The following is an 18317-nucleotide window of genomic DNA, read 5'->3' on the forward strand; positions in this document are numbered from 1 at the left end:
GATAGGTGGCAATGCAAACAAAAACGCCCGACCTTCACAGGCCGGGCGTTTTGATTTGCCCTGTAAATCAGGACTGACTGGTCGGCGTCGTTGGAGCCGGCGCTGGCGTCGGGGTGGCCACCGGAGCCGGTGCCGAGGCGGAGTTCGCCGTGCTCGCCACAGGGGCTGGCTTGGCGGCCGCCGTCGGTGCCTTGGAGGCTGCGGCTTTCGGTGCGGCGGGTTTTTTCACGGCAGGTTTCTTCGCCGCGGCGGGTTTGGTCGCAGGCTTGGCGGCCGGTTTCGCGGCGGCCTTGGTGGCAGCAGGTTTGGCCGCTGCGGTTTTCGCCGCTGGCTTGGCTGGAGCCTTTGCCGCGGTGGTCTTGGCCGCTACCGGTTTCGCCGCAGCCTTGGCAGCAGGCTTGGCCGCTGCGGTTTTCGCCGCTGGCTTGGCCGCCGGCTTGGCAGCGGTTTTGGCCGCGGCCTTGACCAGAGGCTTGGCCGCTGTCTTGCTGGCCGGCTTGGCCGCAGCAGTCTTGCTCGCCGCAGGCTTGGCTGCCACCGGGGTCACCTTGGCACCGGTGAGTTTTTCGATCTGCTTGGTCAGGGTGTCGACCTTGCTGTGCAACGCCTTCACTTCATTGCGGCTTGGCACACCCAGACGGGAGATCGCGCTGTTCAGGCGCTTGTCGAAAGCCCCTTCCAGTTCGTCCCACTTGCCCAGTGCCCGATCCTTCACGCCGCCGATGCGCGACTTGGCGGACTCGGCAGAGCCCTTGGCGGCATCGACCTGCTTGCTGACCGCCGTCTTGGTGAGTTTTTCGGCCTTCTCGCCGTCCTTTACCAGGGACTCGAAGAGTTTGCTGCCGTCAGAGTCGATCTTCGAGTACACGCCTAAACCAGCCAGCCAGATTTTGCGGGAGTACTTTTCAATCGTCCCGGCCCACGAGCTGCCTTCTTTTTCTGTGCTTTTTTTACCAGCCATCCCGTTCTCCTTAATGTTTACGCGCAACACGCTCGAGCAATGCCGTCAGCTCATCGAGCTTGACAGAGAGTGCCTCAACGTCATGTTTAGACGGAATGCCGATACGATTCAAGGCACTTGCAACACGAGCATCAAATACCTTTTCTACTTTATCGAGCTGAACTTCAACCCTGGCCTTGAAGGTATTAACGTCGGACTTGACTTCCATCAACTCACTGTTGGCGGCTTCAAGTTTTCCGGCAACGTTCTTTTTACCTTTGGTTTCAACAACTTCGCCAGCCTTGATCAACTCCTGGAAGTATTCGCTGCCTTCCTGTCCGACCTTCGCGTAGGCGCCCAGGCCAGCCAGCCAGATCTTGCGCGCGTACGTTTTCACGTCGCTCAGCGTGGAAGATTCAACGTCGGTTTTTTTCTTCAGAACAACTTTGGCCATGGTGCACCTCACTCGCAGATGGGTTTGAGGAACTGCCCGCACACGGACGGGCTCAGGCACAAAGTAGTGACAATAATTAGAAAGGGCACCCTAACAACTGACACAGAGTGAACGACGATTGACCACGGGTGGGAGCGGGCTTGCTCGCGAATGCGGTGGATCAGTCAACATCAATACTGAATGTCATACCGCATTCGCGAGCAAGCCCGCTCCCACAGCGTTTGGTGGTGAACTTGAGGCGGTATCCTCCTTTCGATCAATCAGGCCAACGCTTTATCCAGCGCCTTTTCAATCTCAGTCTTGATCGTCCCGCTCATCGCCGACATCAACATGCCCAGTTCCACGTCGATACGGATCGAGTCCTCACCGACCAGCACTTCGCCCTTGACCCCGGAGCGCTTGAGTTTGAGCGTGTCACCAACCCATTGCGGCTCCAGACCGTAGCTCTCGGACAACTTCTGCGCCAACTTGTCGGCCTTGGCACGGGCCGCTTCCTTGCCCAGGTCATGGGCACGTTCAACAGTAATACGGGCCATCGGGTGACTCCTGTTTTATCGGGACTTGCCTGAACGTTTCAGACCCTGGCTGCGTCAAAACGTCCCGGCGGTGGTTCATCTTACCTTCAGCCTTGCCAAGACAAAGCCCTCCACCGGGATTAGAATGTCCCGCATTCTTTTTTGGTGACAGCGATATGACTGACCCGCGCAAAGGCAGCGATGCCGAACCCACCACTCACTTCGGCTTCAAGAACGTGCCGGAAAGCCAGAAGGCGGAAAAAGTCGCTGAGGTTTTCCACTCGGTGGCCGCCAAGTATGACTTGATGAACGACCTGCTCTCGGGCGGCATGCACCGCCTGTGGAAGCGCTTCGCGATCGAACTGTCGGGCGTGCGCAGCGGCAACCGCGTGCTGGACATCGCGGGTGGCACCGGCGACCTGACGAAGAAGTTCTCCCACATCGTCGGGCCGACCGGCCAGGTGGTGCTCGCCGACATCAACGAATCCATGCTCAAGGTCGGCCGTGACCGCCTGCTGGACCTGGGGGTGGCCGGCAATGTCGAGTTCGTCCAGGCCGACGCCGAGAAGCTGCCATTCCCGGACAACCACTTCGACTGCGTGACCATCGCCTTCGGCCTGCGCAACGTCACCCACAAGGAAGACGCCCTGCGCTCGATGCTGCGGGTGCTCAAGCCCGGCGGACGCTTGCTGGTGCTGGAGTTCTCCAAGCCGACCAACGCGCTGATGTCCAAGGCCTACGACGCCTACTCGTTCGCCTTCATGCCGCTGATGGGCAAGCTGATCACCAACGACTCGGAAAGCTATCGCTACCTGGCCGAATCGATCCGCATGCACCCCAACCAGGAAACCCTGAAGTCGATGATGGTGGACGCCGGCTTCGACCGCGTGACCTACCACAACATGACGGCCGGCATCGTCGCCCTGCACCGCGGTCTCAAGCCCTGATGCTGCTCACCGGCCTGCTCGCCAGCGTCGAACTCGGTATAAACCGCGTTCTGCGCCTGGACAGCACGGCGCTCGCGCGCCTGGCGCCCTTGAGCGGCAAGGTGATTGCCGTCGACTGCCGCAGCCCGGCGTTGCAACTGTTCCTCCTGCCCAGCGACGAAGGCCTGATGCTCGCCGCACACTGGGAAGCCGAGGCGGACTGCACGCTGCGGGCCCCGGCGTCGAGCCTGGTGAGCCTGGCCTTGAGCAAGGACAAGACCGCGGTCCTGCACCGCCCCGACGTCGAGCTCGACGGCGACAGCGGCGTGCTGCTGGAGCTGGCGGCGGTCCTCCAGGACCTGGAGCTGGACTGGGAGTATGAAGTGTCCCGATGGCTCGGCCCGGTGGCCACCCCACTGCTCGGCGGCCACCTGCGCAGCCGCGCCCGCTGGTACCGCCAGGGGTTCGCCAGCCTGGGACAGAACCTGAGCGAGTACCTGGCCGAGGAATCGCGTACGCTCGTCGGCCAACGCGAAGCCCAGGCCCGCTTTAATGAACTGGACCAGGTCAAGCTTGACCTGGAACGACTCGAGGCGCGTTTCGAGCGCCTTTCCCGATCCCTTGAAACCAAGCGATAACGCATGAAGCTGCTTGCCGTCCGCCGTTTGTTGCGCATCCAGCGCGTCGTGATTCGCTACCGCCTCGATGACCTGCTGTTCGCCCTGCCGTTGCCCTGGTTTCTCCTGGCGCTGCGCTTCGTGCTGCCGTGGCGCTGGCTGCCCCGGCGCACCCTGGACCTGAGTCGCGGCGCACGCCTGCGCCTGGCCTTGCAGGACCTGGGGCCGATTTTCATCAAGTTCGGGCAGATCCTCTCGACCCGTCGCGACCTGTTGCCCGAAGACATCGCCGATGAGCTGATGCTGCTGCAAGACCGCGTGCCGCCGTTCGACTCCAAGGTGTCGGTGGCACTGATCGAAGGGCAGTTGGGCAAGAAGATCAGCGAAGTCTTCAGCCGCTTCGATGTCGAGCCCCTGGCTTCGGCCTCCGTGGCCCAGGTGCACGCCGCGCAACTCAAGAGCGGCGAAGAAGTGGTGGTCAAGGTGATCCGTCCGGGCCTCAAGCCGGTCATCGCCCAGGACCTGGCGTGGCTGTTCATCCTCGCCCGCGCCGCCGAGCGGCTGTCGGCCGATGCACGCCTGCTGCACCCGGTGGACGTGGTCCAGGACTACGAGAAAACCATCTACGACGAGCTCGACCTGCTGCGCGAGGCGGCCAACGCCAGCCAGTTGCGCCGCAACTTCGAAGGCTCGCCCCTGCTCTATGTACCGCAAGTCTACTGGGACTGGTGCCGCCCGAAAGTGCTGGTGATGGAGCGCATCTACGGCATCCAGGTCACCGATCTGGCGACCCTGGCCGACCAGCGCACCGACATGAAGATGCTCGCCGAACGCGGCGTGGAGATCTTCTTCACCCAGGTGTTCCGCGACAGTTTCTTCCACGCCGACATGCACCCGGGCAACATCTTCGTCAGCACCGTGCAGCCGTGGAGCCCGCAGTACATTGCCATCGACTGTGGCATCGTCGGCAGTCTCACCCCCGAAGACCAGGACTACCTGGCCCGCAACCTGTTCGCCTTCTTCAAGCGCGACTACCGTCGGGTGGCCCAGTTGCACATCGACTCTGGCTGGGTGCCGGCCGAGACCAAGCTCAACGAATTCGAAGCGGCGATCCGCACCGTGTGCGAACCGATCTTCGAAAAACCGTTAAAGGATATTTCCTTCGGCCAGGTGCTGATGCGCCTGTTCCAGACCGCACGCCGCTTCAACATGGAAGTCCAGCCACAACTGGTGCTGCTGCAAAAGACCCTGCTGAACATCGAAGGCCTCGGTCGCCAGCTGTACCCGGACCTGGACCTGTGGAACACCGCCCAGCCCTTCCTCGAACGCTGGATGCGCGAGCGCGTCAGCCCGCGCACCTTGCTGGGCAACGTGCAGAGCCAGTTCGAGCAGATCCCGCACCTGGCCAACATGACCCGCGACCTGCTGGAACGCATGTCCCAGCCCCATGCCCAGGATCCGCCACCGCCCTGGCACAAGCGCAAGGACGACTGGTTCCTGCGCCTGCTCGGCGCGGCCCACCTGGGCGGTGGTGCGGTGCTGGCCAGCGGTGGGCCGTTGAGCCAACTGGGCCACTGGCCGGCCGGTGTCATGGTCGTGGTGGGTCTGTATCTGGTCGTTCGCCGATAGCCAGCACCGGTTCGCACTGGCACACTGTTTCAACGCTGGGCCCGCCGACGCCAAGTGCGCGGCCCATTGTCGGAGTCGAAGATGAAAAACTGGCAGGACGAGATCAAGTGGGACGCTGACGGCCTGGTGCCGGCCATCGCCCAGGATCACAAGACCGGGCGCGTATTGATGATGGCCTGGATGAACCGCGAGGCGCTGGCCCTGACCGCCGCCGAGAACCGCGCCATCTATTGGTCACGTTCGCGTGGCAAGCTGTGGCGCAAGGGTGAAGAGTCCGGGCATGTGCAGCACCTGCATGAGATGCGCCTGGACTGCGACGGCGACGTCATCATCCTGATGGTCGAACAGGTCGGCGAGATCGCCTGCCACACCGGCCGTCAAAGCTGCTTCTATCGCGTCTTCGAGAACGGCGACTGGAAAACCGTCGACCCGGTGCTCAAGGACCCGCATGCCATTTATTCAGGACATCCCCATGAGTGACACCCTGACCCGCCTGGCCCAGGTGCTGGAAGAGCGCAAGGGCGCCGCGTCCGACAGCTCCTATGTCGCCAGCCTGTACCACAAGGGTTTGAACAAGATTCTGGAAAAAGTCGGCGAAGAGTCGGTCGAGACCATCATCGCCGCCAAGGACGCCGCCATCAGCGGTGACTGCAGCGACGTGATCTACGAGACCGCCGACCTGTGGTTCCACAGCCTGGTCATGCTGGCCCAACTCGGGCAGCATCCACAGGCCGTACTGGATGAACTGGACCGTCGCTTCGGTCTGTCCGGGCATGTCGAGAAAGCCTCGCGTCCGTCCGCCTGATCAACTCTTGAGAGGAATAGCCACATGGGTATTTTTGACTGGAAACACTGGATCGTCATCCTGGTCGTCGTGGTGCTGGTGTTCGGCACCAAGAAACTGAAGAACCTCGGCACCGATGTCGGCGAGTCGATCAAGGGCTTTCGCAAGGCCATGAACGATGACGAAAAACCCGCCGACCCGAGCGCGGCACCGGCCCAACCGGTTCCACCGGCCCAACCTGTCCATCCCCAGGCGACCCAGCCTGTGAGTGCGCCGCACACCATCGACGTGCAGGCCCAGAAAGTCGAAGAGCCGACCCGCAAAGACTCGTGAGCACTGACTAATGTTTGGGATCAGCTTCACTGAACTGCTGCTCGTCGGCCTCGTTGCCCTGCTGGTCCTGGGCCCCGAGCGCCTGCCGGGTGCTGCGCGCACCGCCGGTCTGTGGATCGGGCGCCTGAAGCGCAGCTTCAACGCGATCAAACAGGAAGTTGAACGTGAAATCGGTGCCGACGACATCCGTCGGCAACTGCACAACGAACACATCCTGTCCCTGGAGCAGGAAGCGCGCAAAATCCTCACGCCGACCCAGCAGGAGCCGACGCCGGTCGCCCCTGCGGTCGAGCCGACGATTGCCCCGCAAGCGCCGGCGACCGATTCGTTGCAGGCACCGGCCGAACCGGCCAAACCAGTGGAGCCGGCCCCGACGGCCACGCCCCAAGCCGCTCCCAACGACCCTACATTGCCGCCGCGAGCCCCATGAGCAATATCCCAGAGCATGACCAGCCGATGCCGCTGGTATCGCACCTCACCGAGCTGCGCACGCGCCTGCTGCGTTGCGTCGCGGCGGTCTTCATCATCTTCGCCGGGCTGTTCGCCTTCACCCAGCAGATCTACACCTTCGTCTCCACGCCGCTGCGCCAGTACCTGCCGGCCGGCGCGACGATGATCGCCACCGACGTGTCGTCACCGTTCCTGACGCCCCTGAAGCTGACGATGATGGTTTCGCTGTTCCTGGCGATCCCGGTGATCCTGCACCAGATCTGGGGCTTCATTGCGCCCGGCCTGTACAAGCACGAAAAACGCATCGCCGTGCCACTGCTGGTGTCCAGCATCCTGCTGTTCTACACCGGCATGGCCTTCGCCTATTTCCTGGTGTTCCCGCTGATCTTCAAGTTCTTCGCCGCCGCCACTCCGGCGGGCGTGGAGATGATGACCGACATCACCAGCTACCTGGATTTCGTCATGACGCTGTTCTTCGCCTTCGGCGTGGCGTTCGAAATCCCCGTGGCGGTGGTGCTGCTGGTGTGGATCGGCGTCGTTGACGTCGAGTACCTGAAGAAGATCCGTCCGTACGTGATCATCGGCTGCTTCGTGGTCGGCATGATCCTGACCCCGCCGGACATCTTTTCCCAGACCCTGCTGGCCGTACCGATGTGGTTGCTGTTCGAGATCGGCGTGCTGTTCGGCGGCCTGGTGCGCAAGCGCAGCGAGCACCCGGAAGACGAGACGGTTGACGACCACAACGACCAACCGCCTGCGACCCAAGCGTGAACCTGCTGCTACTCGAAGAGGCCGACTTCATCGGGCCGGACCGGGTGATCCTGGGCGATCGCCGGCTGACCCACATGCAGGAAGTCCACCGCAGCGCCGTCGGCGACAGCCTGCGGGTCGGGCGCCTCGGCGGCTTGATGGGCACGGCCCAGGTAGTGCGCCTGGAAGCCCGCGAGGCCGAACTGCAGGTGAGCCTCGACCAGCCGCCACCGGCCAAGCTGCCGTTGACGCTGGTGCTGGCCCTGCCTCGCCCCAAGATGCTCCGCCGGGTATTCCAGACCGTCGCCACCATGGGCGTACCGCGAGTGGTGCTGGTCAACAGCTACCGGGTGGAGAAGAGCTTCTGGCAAACGCCGTTCCTCGAGCCCGAAGCCATTCGCGAGCAATTGATCCTTGGCCTGGAGCAGGCCCGGGACAGCGTGCTGCCCGAGATCATCATCGAAAAACGCTTCAAGCCCTTCGTCGAAGACCGCCTGCCGGCCATCACCCAAGGCACCCTGGGCCTGGTGGGCCATCCGGGCAACCACCCGCCCTGCCCCCGGGCGCTGACGGAGCCGGTGACACTGGCCATTGGCCCGGAAGGTGGCTGGATCCCCTACGAAATCGACCTGCTGGGCAAGGCCGGCCTGCAACCGGTGCAACTGGGCGAGCGAATCCTGCGGGTCGAGACCGCGGTCACGGCGCTGCTTGCACGGCTGTTCTGATGCCCTGCGGTTGATTGACGTCCTGTGGCGAGCCCCGCCACAAGCCCCACACGCTTAAGTTCGTCAGCGTCATGGCTACAGATCCCACCCGAGCCGCCGATACAGCGCCCACAAGTCCAATTCAACGCTCCAAGGGAGTATCAGCATGTTCCGATGGCTTGCCCAGGGTCTGGGAAACGTAAGCGTTAATCGCAAACTCGGTGCAGGCTTCGGCCTGGTGCTGTTTCTCACAGTGATGATCGCGTTCACCGGCTGGTCCGGCCTGGGCAATGTCATCAGCCGGGGCGACAAGCTGGGGTTCATCGCCAGTCTCAACGACTTGAGCCAGGACCTGAATCTGGCAAGCATCGAGTACAACACCACACGCGGCGAGAAAGGACCACAACCGGTCAACGACCTGCTTGGCCGACTCGAAGCCGGGCTCAATACCGCTCGCCAGTTGATTGAACAACCGGCCGATGTGGCGCTGATCGATAAACAACTGGCCGCCGTCACGGAATACAAAGGCGCTTTTGCCCAGATGACCCGCGCCACCGTCAGCCGCGAAGATGCCCGCAGCAAGCTGGGCGCCAACGCCGACAATGCCGTGGCCCGCGTCGCCGACGTTGAAAAGGCGCTGCTGCAATCGGGCGATATCTCGTCCTTCAACAGCATCGTGACCCTGAGCAAAGCGGTCCAGCAAGCGCGTTATCAGGTGCGCGGTTATACCTACAGCGGTAAGAGCGATGCCCAGCAACCCGCCCTCGAGGCCATCGATAACGTACTCAAGCTGCTGGCTCGTTTGCCCGAGCAGTTGCCTGAGGAGTATCGGGCCAACCTGCAACAGGCCAACGACTCGTTCAACCTCTATCGCGCGGCTGTCAGCCAGTTCCGAGACTCGCAGATCGACAACGCCGCGGCGCTCCAGCGCATGACCGAGCAAGGCCAGGTGTTGATGGACGCCAGCCAGAAACTGACCGTCTCCCAGACCGCCGTGCGTGACCGTGACGCCGCCCAGGCCAAGACCGTCCTGATCGTCGCCGCCGCGCTGGCGCTGCTGTTGGGTGTGGTCGCCGCTTTGTTCATCACCCGTCAGATCGTCGGCCCTCTCGGCCAGACCTTGACGGTGGCCGAACGCGTAGCCGCTGGCGACCTGACCTATAACCTCACCTCAGATCGGCGCGACGAACTGGGCCAACTGCAACGCGCCATGCACAGCATGACCGTGGGCCTGCGCCAGTTGATCGGTGGCATCGGCGAAGGCGTCACGCAGATCGCCAGCGCCGCCGAACAACTCTCCGCCGTCACCGAACAGACCAGCGCCGGGGTCAACAGCCAGAAAGTGGAAACCGACCAGGTCGCCACCGCCATGCATGAAATGACCGCCACGGTGCAGGAAGTGGCACGTAATGCCGAGGAAGCGTCCGAAGCCGCCGTCGCCGCCGACCAGCAGGCCCGCGAGGGTGAACGGGTAGTGGGCGAAGCCATCTCACAGATCGAACGCCTGGCACTCGAAGTGGGTAACTCCACCGCGGCGATGGGCGACCTCAAGCGCGAAAGCGACAAGATCGGCAGTGTGCTCGACGTGATCAAGTCCGTGGCCCAGCAAACCAACCTGCTGGCCCTCAACGCCGCCATCGAGGCCGCCCGCGCCGGTGAGGCCGGACGTGGGTTCGCGGTAGTGGCCGATGAAGTCCGCAGCCTGGCCCAACGCACCCAGAAGTCCACCGAAGAGATCGAAGAGCTGATCCTGGGCTTGCAGAACGGCACCCAGCAAGTCGCCACAATCATGGACAACAGCCGCGGTCTGACCGACAGCAGCGTCGAACTGACGCGTCGCGCCGGTGGCTCGCTGGAAAACATCACCCGCACCGTCTCGGCGATCCAGTCGATGAACCAACAGATCGCCGCGGCCGCCGAGCAGCAGAGCGCCACGGCCGAGGAGATCAACCGTAGCGTGCTGAATGTGCGCGACGTCTCCGAACAGACCTCGGCCGCCAGCGAAGAAACCGCCACCTCCAGCGCCGAACTGGCGCGGCTGGGTGTGCATTTGCAGACGCTGGTGGGGCGGTTCAAGGTCTGACGCCGCCAAAGGCAGGGATACCGGCCGTCTCGTCACGGCTGTACAACTGCCGATTTCCTACAGATCGCCCATCTATGGTCGATACTCCCTTCATAAGACCTATAAAGGTTCGAGGGGAGTATCAACATGTTCAGTTGGCTGACCGAGAAGCTGGGAAATGTAAGCGTCAATCGCAAACTGGGCGTCGGTTTCAGCCTGGTGCTGTTCATGACCCTCCTGAGCACCCTCGCCGGCTGGAACAGCCTGAGCAGCGTGATCAGCCGCGCAGACAAGCAGGCCTCCATCTCCAGCCTCAACGAGTTGGCCAAGGACCTTCGAGTCGCCCGCCTCGACTACGAGATGCGTCGCGGCGAACAAGGGCCGGCAGCCGTGAGCGACTACCTGGCCAAGCTTCAAGAGAGCCTCCAGGCGGCCCTCGATCGATTCGTGCGACCAGCGGACCGCGACCTGCTCAACCAACAGTTGGCCAACCTGGACGAATACAAGCGCGCTTTTGCCGACATGACCCAGGCGACGCAGGATCGCGAGTCGGCCCGAGCCAAGCTGGGCGCCAACGCCGACAATGCCGTGGCCAAGGTCACTGAAGTCGAGAACGCCCTGCGCCAAGGCGACAGCATTGCGCCGTTCAACGACGTGGTCGAACTGAGCAAGCTGATCCAGCAGGCCCGCTATCAGGTCCGCGGCTACACCTACAGCGGCAAGGCCGATGCCGAACAGCCGGCGTTGGACGCCATCGACAACGTCCTGAAAAACCTGGAAGGCTTGCCGGGCAAACTGCCGGAGCAGTACACCGCCAACCTGCAACAGGCCGGCGAGTCGATGAAAGCCTATCGAGCGGCGGTCAGCCAGTTCCGCGACTCCCAGGTCGCCACTGCATCGTCGCTGAAAAAAATGATGGAGCAGGACACCCGCCTGAATGACCTGAACAATCATTTGACGACCTCGCAGACCGAGAAACGCAACGAAGAGACGGCCAGTGCGAAAAGCACGCTGATCATCGTCACCGTCCTGGCGTTGACGTTCGGCTTGCTGGCCGCCTGGCTCATCACCCGGCAGATCGTCGTGCCGCTGCAACAAACCCTGGTCGCGCTTGAGCGGGTCGCGTCCGGCGACCTGAGCGAGAACCTTGAGGTTCGACGCCGAGACGAAATGGGCCAGTTGCAAGGAAGCCTGCAACGGATGGTGGTGAGCCTGCGGCAACTGATCGGCGGCATCGGCGAAGGCGTCACGCAGATCGCCAGCGCCGCCGAACAACTCTCCGCCGTCACCGAACAGACCAGCGCCGGGGTCAACAACCAGAAAGTGGAAACCGATCAGGTCGCCACCGCCATGCACGAAATGACCGCCACGGTGCAGGAAGTGGCACGCAATGCCGAGGAAGCGTCCGAAGCCGCCGTCGCCGCCGACCAGCAGGCCCGCGAGGGTGAGCGGGTGGTGGGCGAAGCCATTGCGCAGATCGAACGCCTGGCCGAGGAAGTCGGCCACTCCACCACCGCCATGAGCGACCTCAAGCGCGAAAGCGACAAGATCGGCAGCGTGCTCGACGTGATCAAGTCCGTGGCCCAGCAAACCAACCTGCTGGCCCTCAACGCCGCCATCGAAGCCGCCCGCGCCGGCGAAGCGGGCCGTGGCTTCGCCGTGGTGGCCGATGAAGTCCGCAGCCTGGCCCAGCGCACCCAGAAATCCACCGAGGAAATCGAAGAACTGATCGTCGGCCTGCAATCGGGCACCGAACAGGTGGCAACCATCATGGACAACAGCCGCGGCCTGACCGACAGCAGCGTCGAGCTGACGCGCCGTGCTGGCGGTTCGCTGGAAAACATCACCCGGACCGTATCGGCGATCCAGTCGATGAACCAACAGATCGCCGCGGCCGCCGAGCAGCAGAGCGCCACGGCCGAGGAGATCAACCGCAGCGTGCTGAATGTGCGGGATGTGTCGGAGCAGACTTCTGCGGCCAGTGAAGAGACTGCGGCTTCGAGTGCTGAACTGGCGCGGTTGGGGGTGCATTTGCAGACGTTGGTGGGGCGGTTCAGGGTTTAGCTTGGTCTTGTTGGTGGTGCTCTCTGGGTTGCGTGTATATCCGTTGCTGCGGTTACGGCCGCTGGCGGTTCCGCCCTTACGGCGGGTCACTTTTGGATAAGGCGCCAAAAGTAACCAAAAGCGCCTTGCCCCACCACTGGGCACCTCGCTTAGGCGAGGTGTTCCCTCACTCCGGCATTGCTCCGTGGGCCCGCCGCGAAGGGCCATCCATGGCCCAGCGCGGCTATCCCGGCATCCATGCCGGGATACCCACTACGCAATGCCTGCGTTCGGCCCTTGTGGTTGATGGGGCCCCAAGATCAAAAGCAGGATCAAAAGCAAAAGCGAGGCGGCTTAACAGCCGGCTCGCGAGCCAGCTCTGGTCCCATAGCGGGCCCAGGTACAGCCAATATCCAGGCCAGCAATCCGTCAGCTCGAGGCTACGCAGCCTTGCGCCATTGCCTACAGCTACGCCAGAATCCGCCGGCTTGTGCGTCTTGGCCCCCCAGGCCTAATGTCTGCGGGTCGCTATCGGCTTAGCGATCGGGTTTAGCAGCCTGGACAATCCTAGACGTGCGCTCTCCACATGCGTGAGCAGGCTTCGGTGCCTACTCATTTATGTCATGGCGGTTGTGCGTGGGAGACTTTCGAGTCTGCCGGGTTCTAGGGTCCCGGTCTGCTAACCCGCGTACAGTCGCCACCCTTCTCGTTTAGCAGCGATGTCTGGCGACTCCATTACCCTAGGAGCGTCAAGCATGTACAAGGTCACACCTAACCCACCAGAACCAGAAACCGATACCAAAAAACTTCAGGAAGCCACTGATCGTGCGCTCGATGACTACCTGAACCCAAAACAGACCAAGCCCGAGGACGAACAGACTTCGGGCCAGTTATTTACTGTCGTTGACGGCGTCGATACTGAGAGCATGCTGGCCAACCTAAGCGAAACCCTGGCTTCAGCGAATACCATGATCAACAACCTTGCATTCGACCTGGATGGTTCGCGGCGTCATTTTGCCCTAGGCATTCAGCAACTGATTGAGCTGGGCGGTTTGTTGACGAATCGAATGCTGGACGAACTCATACACAACCTTAAGCGCACCTAAAACGTGGCGAAGCAGCTTGCTCCCGCTCGACCGCGCAGTGGACGTCAATAAAAAAGGGGCGGCTGCGCCACCCAGCGGGAGCAAGCTCCCTCGCCACGGGCAGCATGTTTCCATACCAAAGCCGTTGCCGTTGCCGTTGCCGTTAGCTTTGGCTTTGGCTTTGGCTTTGGCTTTGGCTTTGGCTTTGGCTTTGGCTTTTGATCTTGAGCGCCCCATTAACCACAAGGGCCGAACGCAGGCATTGCGTAGTGGGCAACCCGGCATGGATGCCGGGTTAGCCGCGCTGGGCCATGGATGGCCCTTCGCGGCGGGCCCACGGAGCAATGCCGGAGTGAGGGAACACCGAGCCTTGGCGAGGTGCCCAGTGGTGGGGCAAGGCGCTTTTGGTTACTTTTGGCGCCTTATCCAAAAGTGACCCGCCGTAAGGGCGGAACCCCAAGCCGCCGTAACCGCAGCAACGGATATACCCCAAATACCCAGACCAACAAACCGAGAGCAAGCTCCCAAAACTCAGAAACTGCGCCCAACAAAAAGCCCCGAATCTTTGCAGAAACGGGGCTTTTTGCGGATCAGGCCAATTGAGGCTGCGTGCTCAACGGCTGAAGCGGTAGCAACGGCGCATGAGGATCGGCCTTCACCGATGCACGCCACGCTGCCAGCCACTCCGGATGAGCCTCGCTCCAGACCTGCTGATGCAGGCGCGACAGGGCCACCGGGTCGCTCAACAGTGCCAGGCGCTCGCCGTTGTTCAGCCCCGACGGACCGACCTTGAGGGCATGGCGCACGCGTTCGACCCGCAGCCACTCGATCGGCTCGGCCTTGCCGTGTCGCGAGGTGGCCAGCGCATAGGCCAGGGCGTTCTGTTGCGGATCGACCACCGCCCGGATGAAGCCGTCGTTCAGCGCGTGCCAACGGTTTTCATGGGTGTACTGGTCAGTCGACACCAGTTCCTGTGGCGGCGCGTATTCCTCAGGGATCAGGAACAGGTTTTCGTCACGGGACTTCAGGCCCAGGCCGACGCGGCTGGAGATCACCGACACCGGGATCGACAGCATCAGCGAACCGACGATCGGCACCAGCCACCACAGGAAGCTTGGGTTCAGCCAGATCACCAGCAAGGCCCAGAAGAAGCCCAGCAGGGTTTGCGGGCCGTGGCGCTTGACCGCCTCGCTCCAGGGGGTGGAGTCGTCGTCACGTTGCGGCGAGTTCCAGGTCGCGGCCCAGCCGAGGAACGCGGCGAGCACGAAACGGGTGTGGAAGATCATCCGCACCGGCGCCAGCAGCATGGAGAACAGCATCTCCAGCAGCATCGACAAGGTCACCTTGAACTTGCCACCGAACTCTTTCGCGCCCTTGGCCCAGATCAGCACGATGCTCAACAGCTTGGGCAGGAACAACAGCACGATGGTCGTCGAGAACAGGGCGATGGCCTTGTCCGGATGCCATTGCGGCCACAGCGGATAGAGCTGGCGCGGTTCGAGGAAGTACTGCGGCTCCATCAGCGTATTCACCGCCAGCAGCGCGGTGGACAGCACCAGGAAGAAGAACCACAGCGGCGCCGACAGGTACGACATCACGCCGGTCAGGAACACCGCACGGTGCACCGGGTGCATGCCCTTGACCAGGAACAGCCGGAAGTTCATCAGGTTGCCGTGGCACCAGCGACGGTCACGCTTGAGTTCGTCCAGCAGGTTCGGCGGCAACTCTTCGTAGCTGCCTGGCAGGTCATAGGCAATCCAGACGCCCCAGCCGGCACGACGCATCAACGCGGCTTCGACGAAGTCGTGGGACAGGATCGCCCCGGCGAACGCGCCTTTACCGGGCAGTGGCGCCAAGGCGCAGTGCTCGATGAACGGCTTCATGCGGATGATCGCGTTATGGCCCCAGTAGTGGGATTCGCCCAGTTGCCAGAAGTGCAGGCCGGCAGTGAACAGCGGACCGTACACCCGGGTGGCGAACTGCTGCATGCGCGCATACAGCGTGTCCATGCCCGAGGCCTTCGGCGCGGTCTGGATGATGCCGGCGTCCGGCGTCGCTTCCATCAGGCGCACAAGGCTGGTCAGGCACTCGCCGCTCATGACGCTGTCGGCGTCGAGCACGACCATGTACTTGTAGTCACTGCCCCAGCGACGGCAGAAGTCGTCGAGGTTACCGCTCTTGCGCTTCACGCGACGGCGACGGCGACGGTAGAAAATCTTGCCGAAGCCCCCGGCTTCACGGCAGACGTCCAGCCAGGCCTGCTGCTCGGCGACACAGATATCGGTTTCGTTACTGTCGCTGAGCACGAAGAAGTCGAAGCGGTCCAGGTCGCCGGTGGCGGCCACCGACTCGAAGGTCGCGCGCAAGCCGGCGAAAACCCGCGGCACGTCTTCGTTGCAGATCGGCATCACCAGGGCGGTGCGGGCGTCCTTGGGAATCGGCTCGTTGCCAGCACTGGCACCGGAGATACGGTACTTGTCGTGGCCGGTGAGCAGTTCAAGAAAGCCCATCAATGCGGTCCAGAAACCCGCCGACACCCAGCAGAACAGGATCCCGAACAGGATCAGGATGCTGGTTTGCAGGGCATACGGCAGCACCTGCGTAGCGGTCTGGGACAGCGGTTGATGCAGGACTTCGTCCAGGTCCACCAACGACCAGCCCTGGTACGGCATGATGCCTTTCATGTACCAGCCGGCGACGATGGTCTGGCCGAGCATCAGGATCAGCAGGATATAACGACGGATCGACCCCACCGTACGCCAACGGGCGTGTGGCAGCACACGCTCGTCCTTGGGCGGCTTCGGCGGGTTGGTCCGGCCGGTCAGGCGCCGCCAGCCGCGCACCAGGATGTTGGTGCGCCAGGGTTCCGGCACGACCTTGGTCCGACGAATCGGCGGCGTCGCCTTGAGGCATACCCGGCCGCTGGCGTCGAGCCCCAGCATTTCGGCGTCGGCAAGCTCCTCGGCGGTGCTCAGGGTCAAGCGACGACCCACCGAAGCCTGCGCCGCCTCTTCAGGGGCGTCGAACGTCGACGACGAAAGGCGCTCGTGCAGTTCGCTGAAGGACTTGCAGCCCGCCAGTTCGGCGCGCTGCTCGTCGGTCATGGGCAAATGGGCCAGGTACTCGCTGAGTGACTCTGGCTTGACTGGCGTATTACTCATCGGCTGGCAACTGATAGCTCCAGGTCTCGGTCAGGACTTGTTCAGTCGCTTCCGGTTCCTGCGGGGTTGGGGTCGCTTCAACGGCAGCGGAAGCAGACTTGACGGCCTTGGCTTCTTCCTGCCCTTTTTCCTTGGCGGTTTCTTTTTCGCTCTGCTGCCTGGCGACCTTGTCAGCCTTGGCCAGCGTCGTGGTGACGGTGTGCGCCGCGGCCGGCGCCTCGACAGGCGTCAACGGACGTACCAGCGCTGCGCGCATCTCGGTGGCCTGCTTGGCGTCCTTGATCTTCATGCGCAGGGTCAGGCGCCAGCCCTTGGTTTCCGGGTTGTAACGCACGCTGTTCTCGACGATCTCGGCGTTGTCGCCGACGCTGACCTGGCTACGCACCTCGGCGTCTTCCGGCAGGGCCTGCAACGAAGGACCTTCGAAATCCACCAGGTAGGCCACGCTGCCATCCGGCTGGCGGATCAGGTTGGATTGCTTCACGTCACCGGTGGAACGCAGGGTCTGCTTGACCCAGGCGCTGTCCGGCGAATGCAGGCTGGCTTCGTCGAGGGTCCAGTGCAGGCGGTAGCTGAAGTCCAGCGGTTGGCCGGGCTCAGGCAGTTTTTCCGGGCTCCAGAACGCAACGATGTTGTCGTTGGTTTCGTCGGCGGTCGGGATTTCCACCAGGTCGACGGTGCCCTTGCCCCAATCGCCTTTCGGTTCGATCCAGGCACTTGGACGCTTGTCGTAGCGGTCATCCAGGTCTTCGTAGTGGCTGAAATCGCGGCCACGTTGCAACAGGCCGAAACCGCGTGGGTTCTCCACCGAGAAATTGCTCACGGCCAGGTGTTTCGGGTTGTTCAGCGGACGCCAGATCCACTCGCCATTGCCGGCATGGATCGACAGGCCGCTGGAGTCGTGCAGTTCGCGACGGTAGTTGAGCACCTTGGACGGCTGGTTGGCGCCGAACAGGTACATGCTGGTCAACGGGGCAACGCCCAGCTTGGTCACGCGATCACGCAGGAACATGCGCGACTTCACGTCGACCACGGTGTCGGTGCCCGGACGCAGGGTCAGGCGGTAGGCGCCCGTGGCTCGTGGCGAATCCAGCAGGGCAAAGATCACCAGGTGCTTGTCGGTCGGTTTCGGGCGCTGGATCCAGAACTCGCGAAAGCGCGGGAATTCTTCACCGGAAGGCAGTGCCGTATCGATGGCCATGCCACGGGCGGACAAGCCATAGACCTGGCCCTTGCCGATGACGCGGAAGTAGCTCGCGCCCAGCATGGTCATGATTTCGTCTTGCTTGTCGGCCTTGTTGATCGGGTACAGCACGCGGAAACCCGCATAGCCCAACTGTTCGGTGGCTTTTGGATCGAATTTGACATCGCCGAAATCGAAACGCGAAGGATCGTATTTGATCTCTTCGACGTTCGTGGCGGTGATTTCGTTGATTTTCACCGGCGTGTCGAAATGCATGCCCTGGTGATAGAACGACAGCCGGAACGGCGTCTTCTGGTCGGCCCATTCGGCTTTTTCGGTGCGGAAACGGATTTTTTGATAGTCAGCGAATTTCATTTCGCGGAATTCGTTCGGCAGATTGCTGCGCGGGGCTTCATATTTTTGCCCGGCCAGTTCTTGAGCCTTCGCCGATACATCATCCAGGCTGAATGCCCACAGTTGGCCCGCGCCGAACAGGCACAACAGGGCCGAGCCCGCTACCAGAGCGTTTCTAAACCGTTTGGCAGACATTTTTTGTGCATTACAGGGACTAACAATCACGAGCAACCCTCGCCGAAAACAGATCAAAAAACCAACGGCCAGATAAAGTATCTGCTGGGTATCGGCTTTGAAAAAACCGACCTCGCGGACCACTCCTGCCAA

The 18317-nt window shown here is 62.4% G+C and carries 16 protein-coding genes and 1 pseudogene; 12 read left to right on the forward strand and 5 right to left on the reverse strand.

The genetic code is table 11. The features are described 5' to 3' along the window. Positions 1–67: 67 nt before the first annotated feature. The 3 genes from AD664_RS18895 to AD664_RS18905 all read right to left on the reverse strand — a co-directional run bounded on the left by AD664_RS18895 (position 68) and on the right by AD664_RS18905 (position 1930). Positions 68–961, reverse strand: a complete 894-nt coding sequence (locus AD664_RS18895; RefSeq protein ID WP_053148547.1) for a phasin family protein — start codon at positions 959–961, stop codon at positions 68–70. 10 nt (positions 962–971) lie between these two features. Then, a complete protein-coding gene (locus tag AD664_RS18900) occupies positions 972–1394 on the reverse strand; it encodes a phasin family protein (RefSeq protein WP_053148551.1) in 423 nt (140 codons plus the stop codon). Between the two features lie 260 nt (positions 1395–1654). After that, positions 1655–1930 (reverse strand): polyhydroxyalkanoic acid system family protein, encoded by a 276-nt coding sequence (locus AD664_RS18905; protein ID WP_042730515.1) that lies wholly within the window; start codon positions 1928–1930, stop codon positions 1655–1657. Between the two features lie 155 nt (positions 1931–2085). Between AD664_RS18905 and ubiE the strand changes: the two genes are divergently transcribed. From ubiE to AD664_RS18965, 12 genes and pseudogenes are all read left to right on the forward strand, one after another. Beyond that, on the forward strand, positions 2086–2856 hold the full coding sequence (ubiE, locus tag AD664_RS18910; protein ID WP_053148555.1) for a bifunctional demethylmenaquinone methyltransferase/2-methoxy-6-polyprenyl-1,4-benzoquinol methylase UbiE: 771 nt from the start codon (positions 2086–2088) through the stop codon (positions 2854–2856). Next, a pseudogene (locus AD664_RS18915) lies at positions 2856–3480 on the forward strand (SCP2 domain-containing protein). Before ubiE ends, AD664_RS18915 begins: the two are co-directional and overlap by 1 nt. After that, positions 3477–5081, forward strand: coding sequence for a ubiquinone biosynthesis regulatory protein kinase UbiB (gene ubiB / locus AD664_RS18920; protein ID WP_053148557.1), 1605 nt, complete (start codon positions 3477–3479; stop codon positions 5079–5081). The pseudogene AD664_RS18915 and the gene ubiB overlap by 4 nt, the downstream one beginning before the upstream one ends. An 81-nt stretch (positions 5082–5162) precedes the next feature. After that, the gene (gene hisI, locus AD664_RS18925) at positions 5163–5561 is read left to right on the forward strand and encodes a phosphoribosyl-AMP cyclohydrolase (protein ID WP_047736140.1); all 399 of its coding nucleotides are present in this window, start codon (positions 5163–5165) and stop codon (positions 5559–5561) included. Then, a complete protein-coding gene (locus AD664_RS18930; protein ID WP_053148561.1) occupies positions 5554–5886 on the forward strand; it encodes a phosphoribosyl-ATP diphosphatase in 333 nt (110 codons plus the stop codon). The genes hisI and AD664_RS18930 overlap by 8 nt, the downstream gene beginning before the upstream one ends. A 24-nt stretch (positions 5887–5910) precedes the next feature. After that, the gene (locus AD664_RS18935; protein ID WP_042730519.1) at positions 5911–6198 is read left to right on the forward strand and encodes a twin-arginine translocase TatA/TatE family subunit; all 288 of its coding nucleotides are present in this window, start codon (positions 5911–5913) and stop codon (positions 6196–6198) included. A gap of 10 nt (positions 6199–6208) precedes the next feature. Next, entirely contained in the window at positions 6209–6628 is a 420-nt protein-coding gene (gene tatB, locus AD664_RS18940) for a Sec-independent protein translocase protein TatB (protein ID WP_053148567.1), read from the forward strand. After that, positions 6625–7419, forward strand: coding sequence for a twin-arginine translocase subunit TatC (gene tatC / locus AD664_RS18945; RefSeq protein ID WP_042730521.1), 795 nt, complete (start codon positions 6625–6627; stop codon positions 7417–7419). Before tatB ends, tatC begins: the two co-directional genes overlap by 4 nt. Beyond that, complete coding sequence (locus AD664_RS18950; protein ID WP_053148569.1) at positions 7416–8123, forward strand: 16S rRNA (uracil(1498)-N(3))-methyltransferase; 708 nt, start codon at positions 7416–7418, stop codon at positions 8121–8123. Before tatC ends, AD664_RS18950 begins: the two co-directional genes overlap by 4 nt. Positions 8124–8268: 145 nt before the next feature. After that, entirely contained in the window at positions 8269–10185 is a 1917-nt protein-coding gene (locus AD664_RS18955) for a methyl-accepting chemotaxis protein (protein ID WP_053148572.1), read from the forward strand. A 126-nt stretch (positions 10186–10311) separates the two neighbouring features. Further along, a complete protein-coding gene (locus AD664_RS18960; protein WP_053148575.1) occupies positions 10312–12228 on the forward strand; it encodes a methyl-accepting chemotaxis protein in 1917 nt (638 codons plus the stop codon). A gap of 734 nt (positions 12229–12962) precedes the next feature. Further along, the gene (locus AD664_RS18965) at positions 12963–13313 is read left to right on the forward strand and encodes a DUF6124 family protein (RefSeq protein WP_053148578.1); all 351 of its coding nucleotides are present in this window, start codon (positions 12963–12965) and stop codon (positions 13311–13313) included. A gap of 569 nt (positions 13314–13882) precedes the next feature. On the opposite strand, the gene mdoH is transcribed toward AD664_RS18965, so the two are convergent. Together mdoH and AD664_RS18975 are read right to left on the reverse strand one after the other, a co-directional pair. After that, positions 13883–16453, reverse strand: a complete 2571-nt coding sequence (gene mdoH, locus AD664_RS18970) for a glucans biosynthesis glucosyltransferase MdoH (RefSeq protein ID WP_053148582.1) — start codon at positions 16451–16453, stop codon at positions 13883–13885. Beyond that, entirely contained in the window at positions 16446–18185 is a 1740-nt protein-coding gene (locus AD664_RS18975; protein WP_218187111.1) for a glucan biosynthesis protein G, read from the reverse strand. The genes mdoH and AD664_RS18975 overlap by 8 nt, the downstream gene beginning before the upstream one ends. Positions 18186–18317 lie beyond the last annotated feature (132 nt).

Origin of the sequence: Pseudomonas sp. P97.38, assembly GCF_001269745.1 — a bacterium.
Lineage (GTDB): Bacteria > Pseudomonadota > Gammaproteobacteria > Pseudomonadales > Pseudomonadaceae > Aquipseudomonas > Aquipseudomonas chlororaphis_E.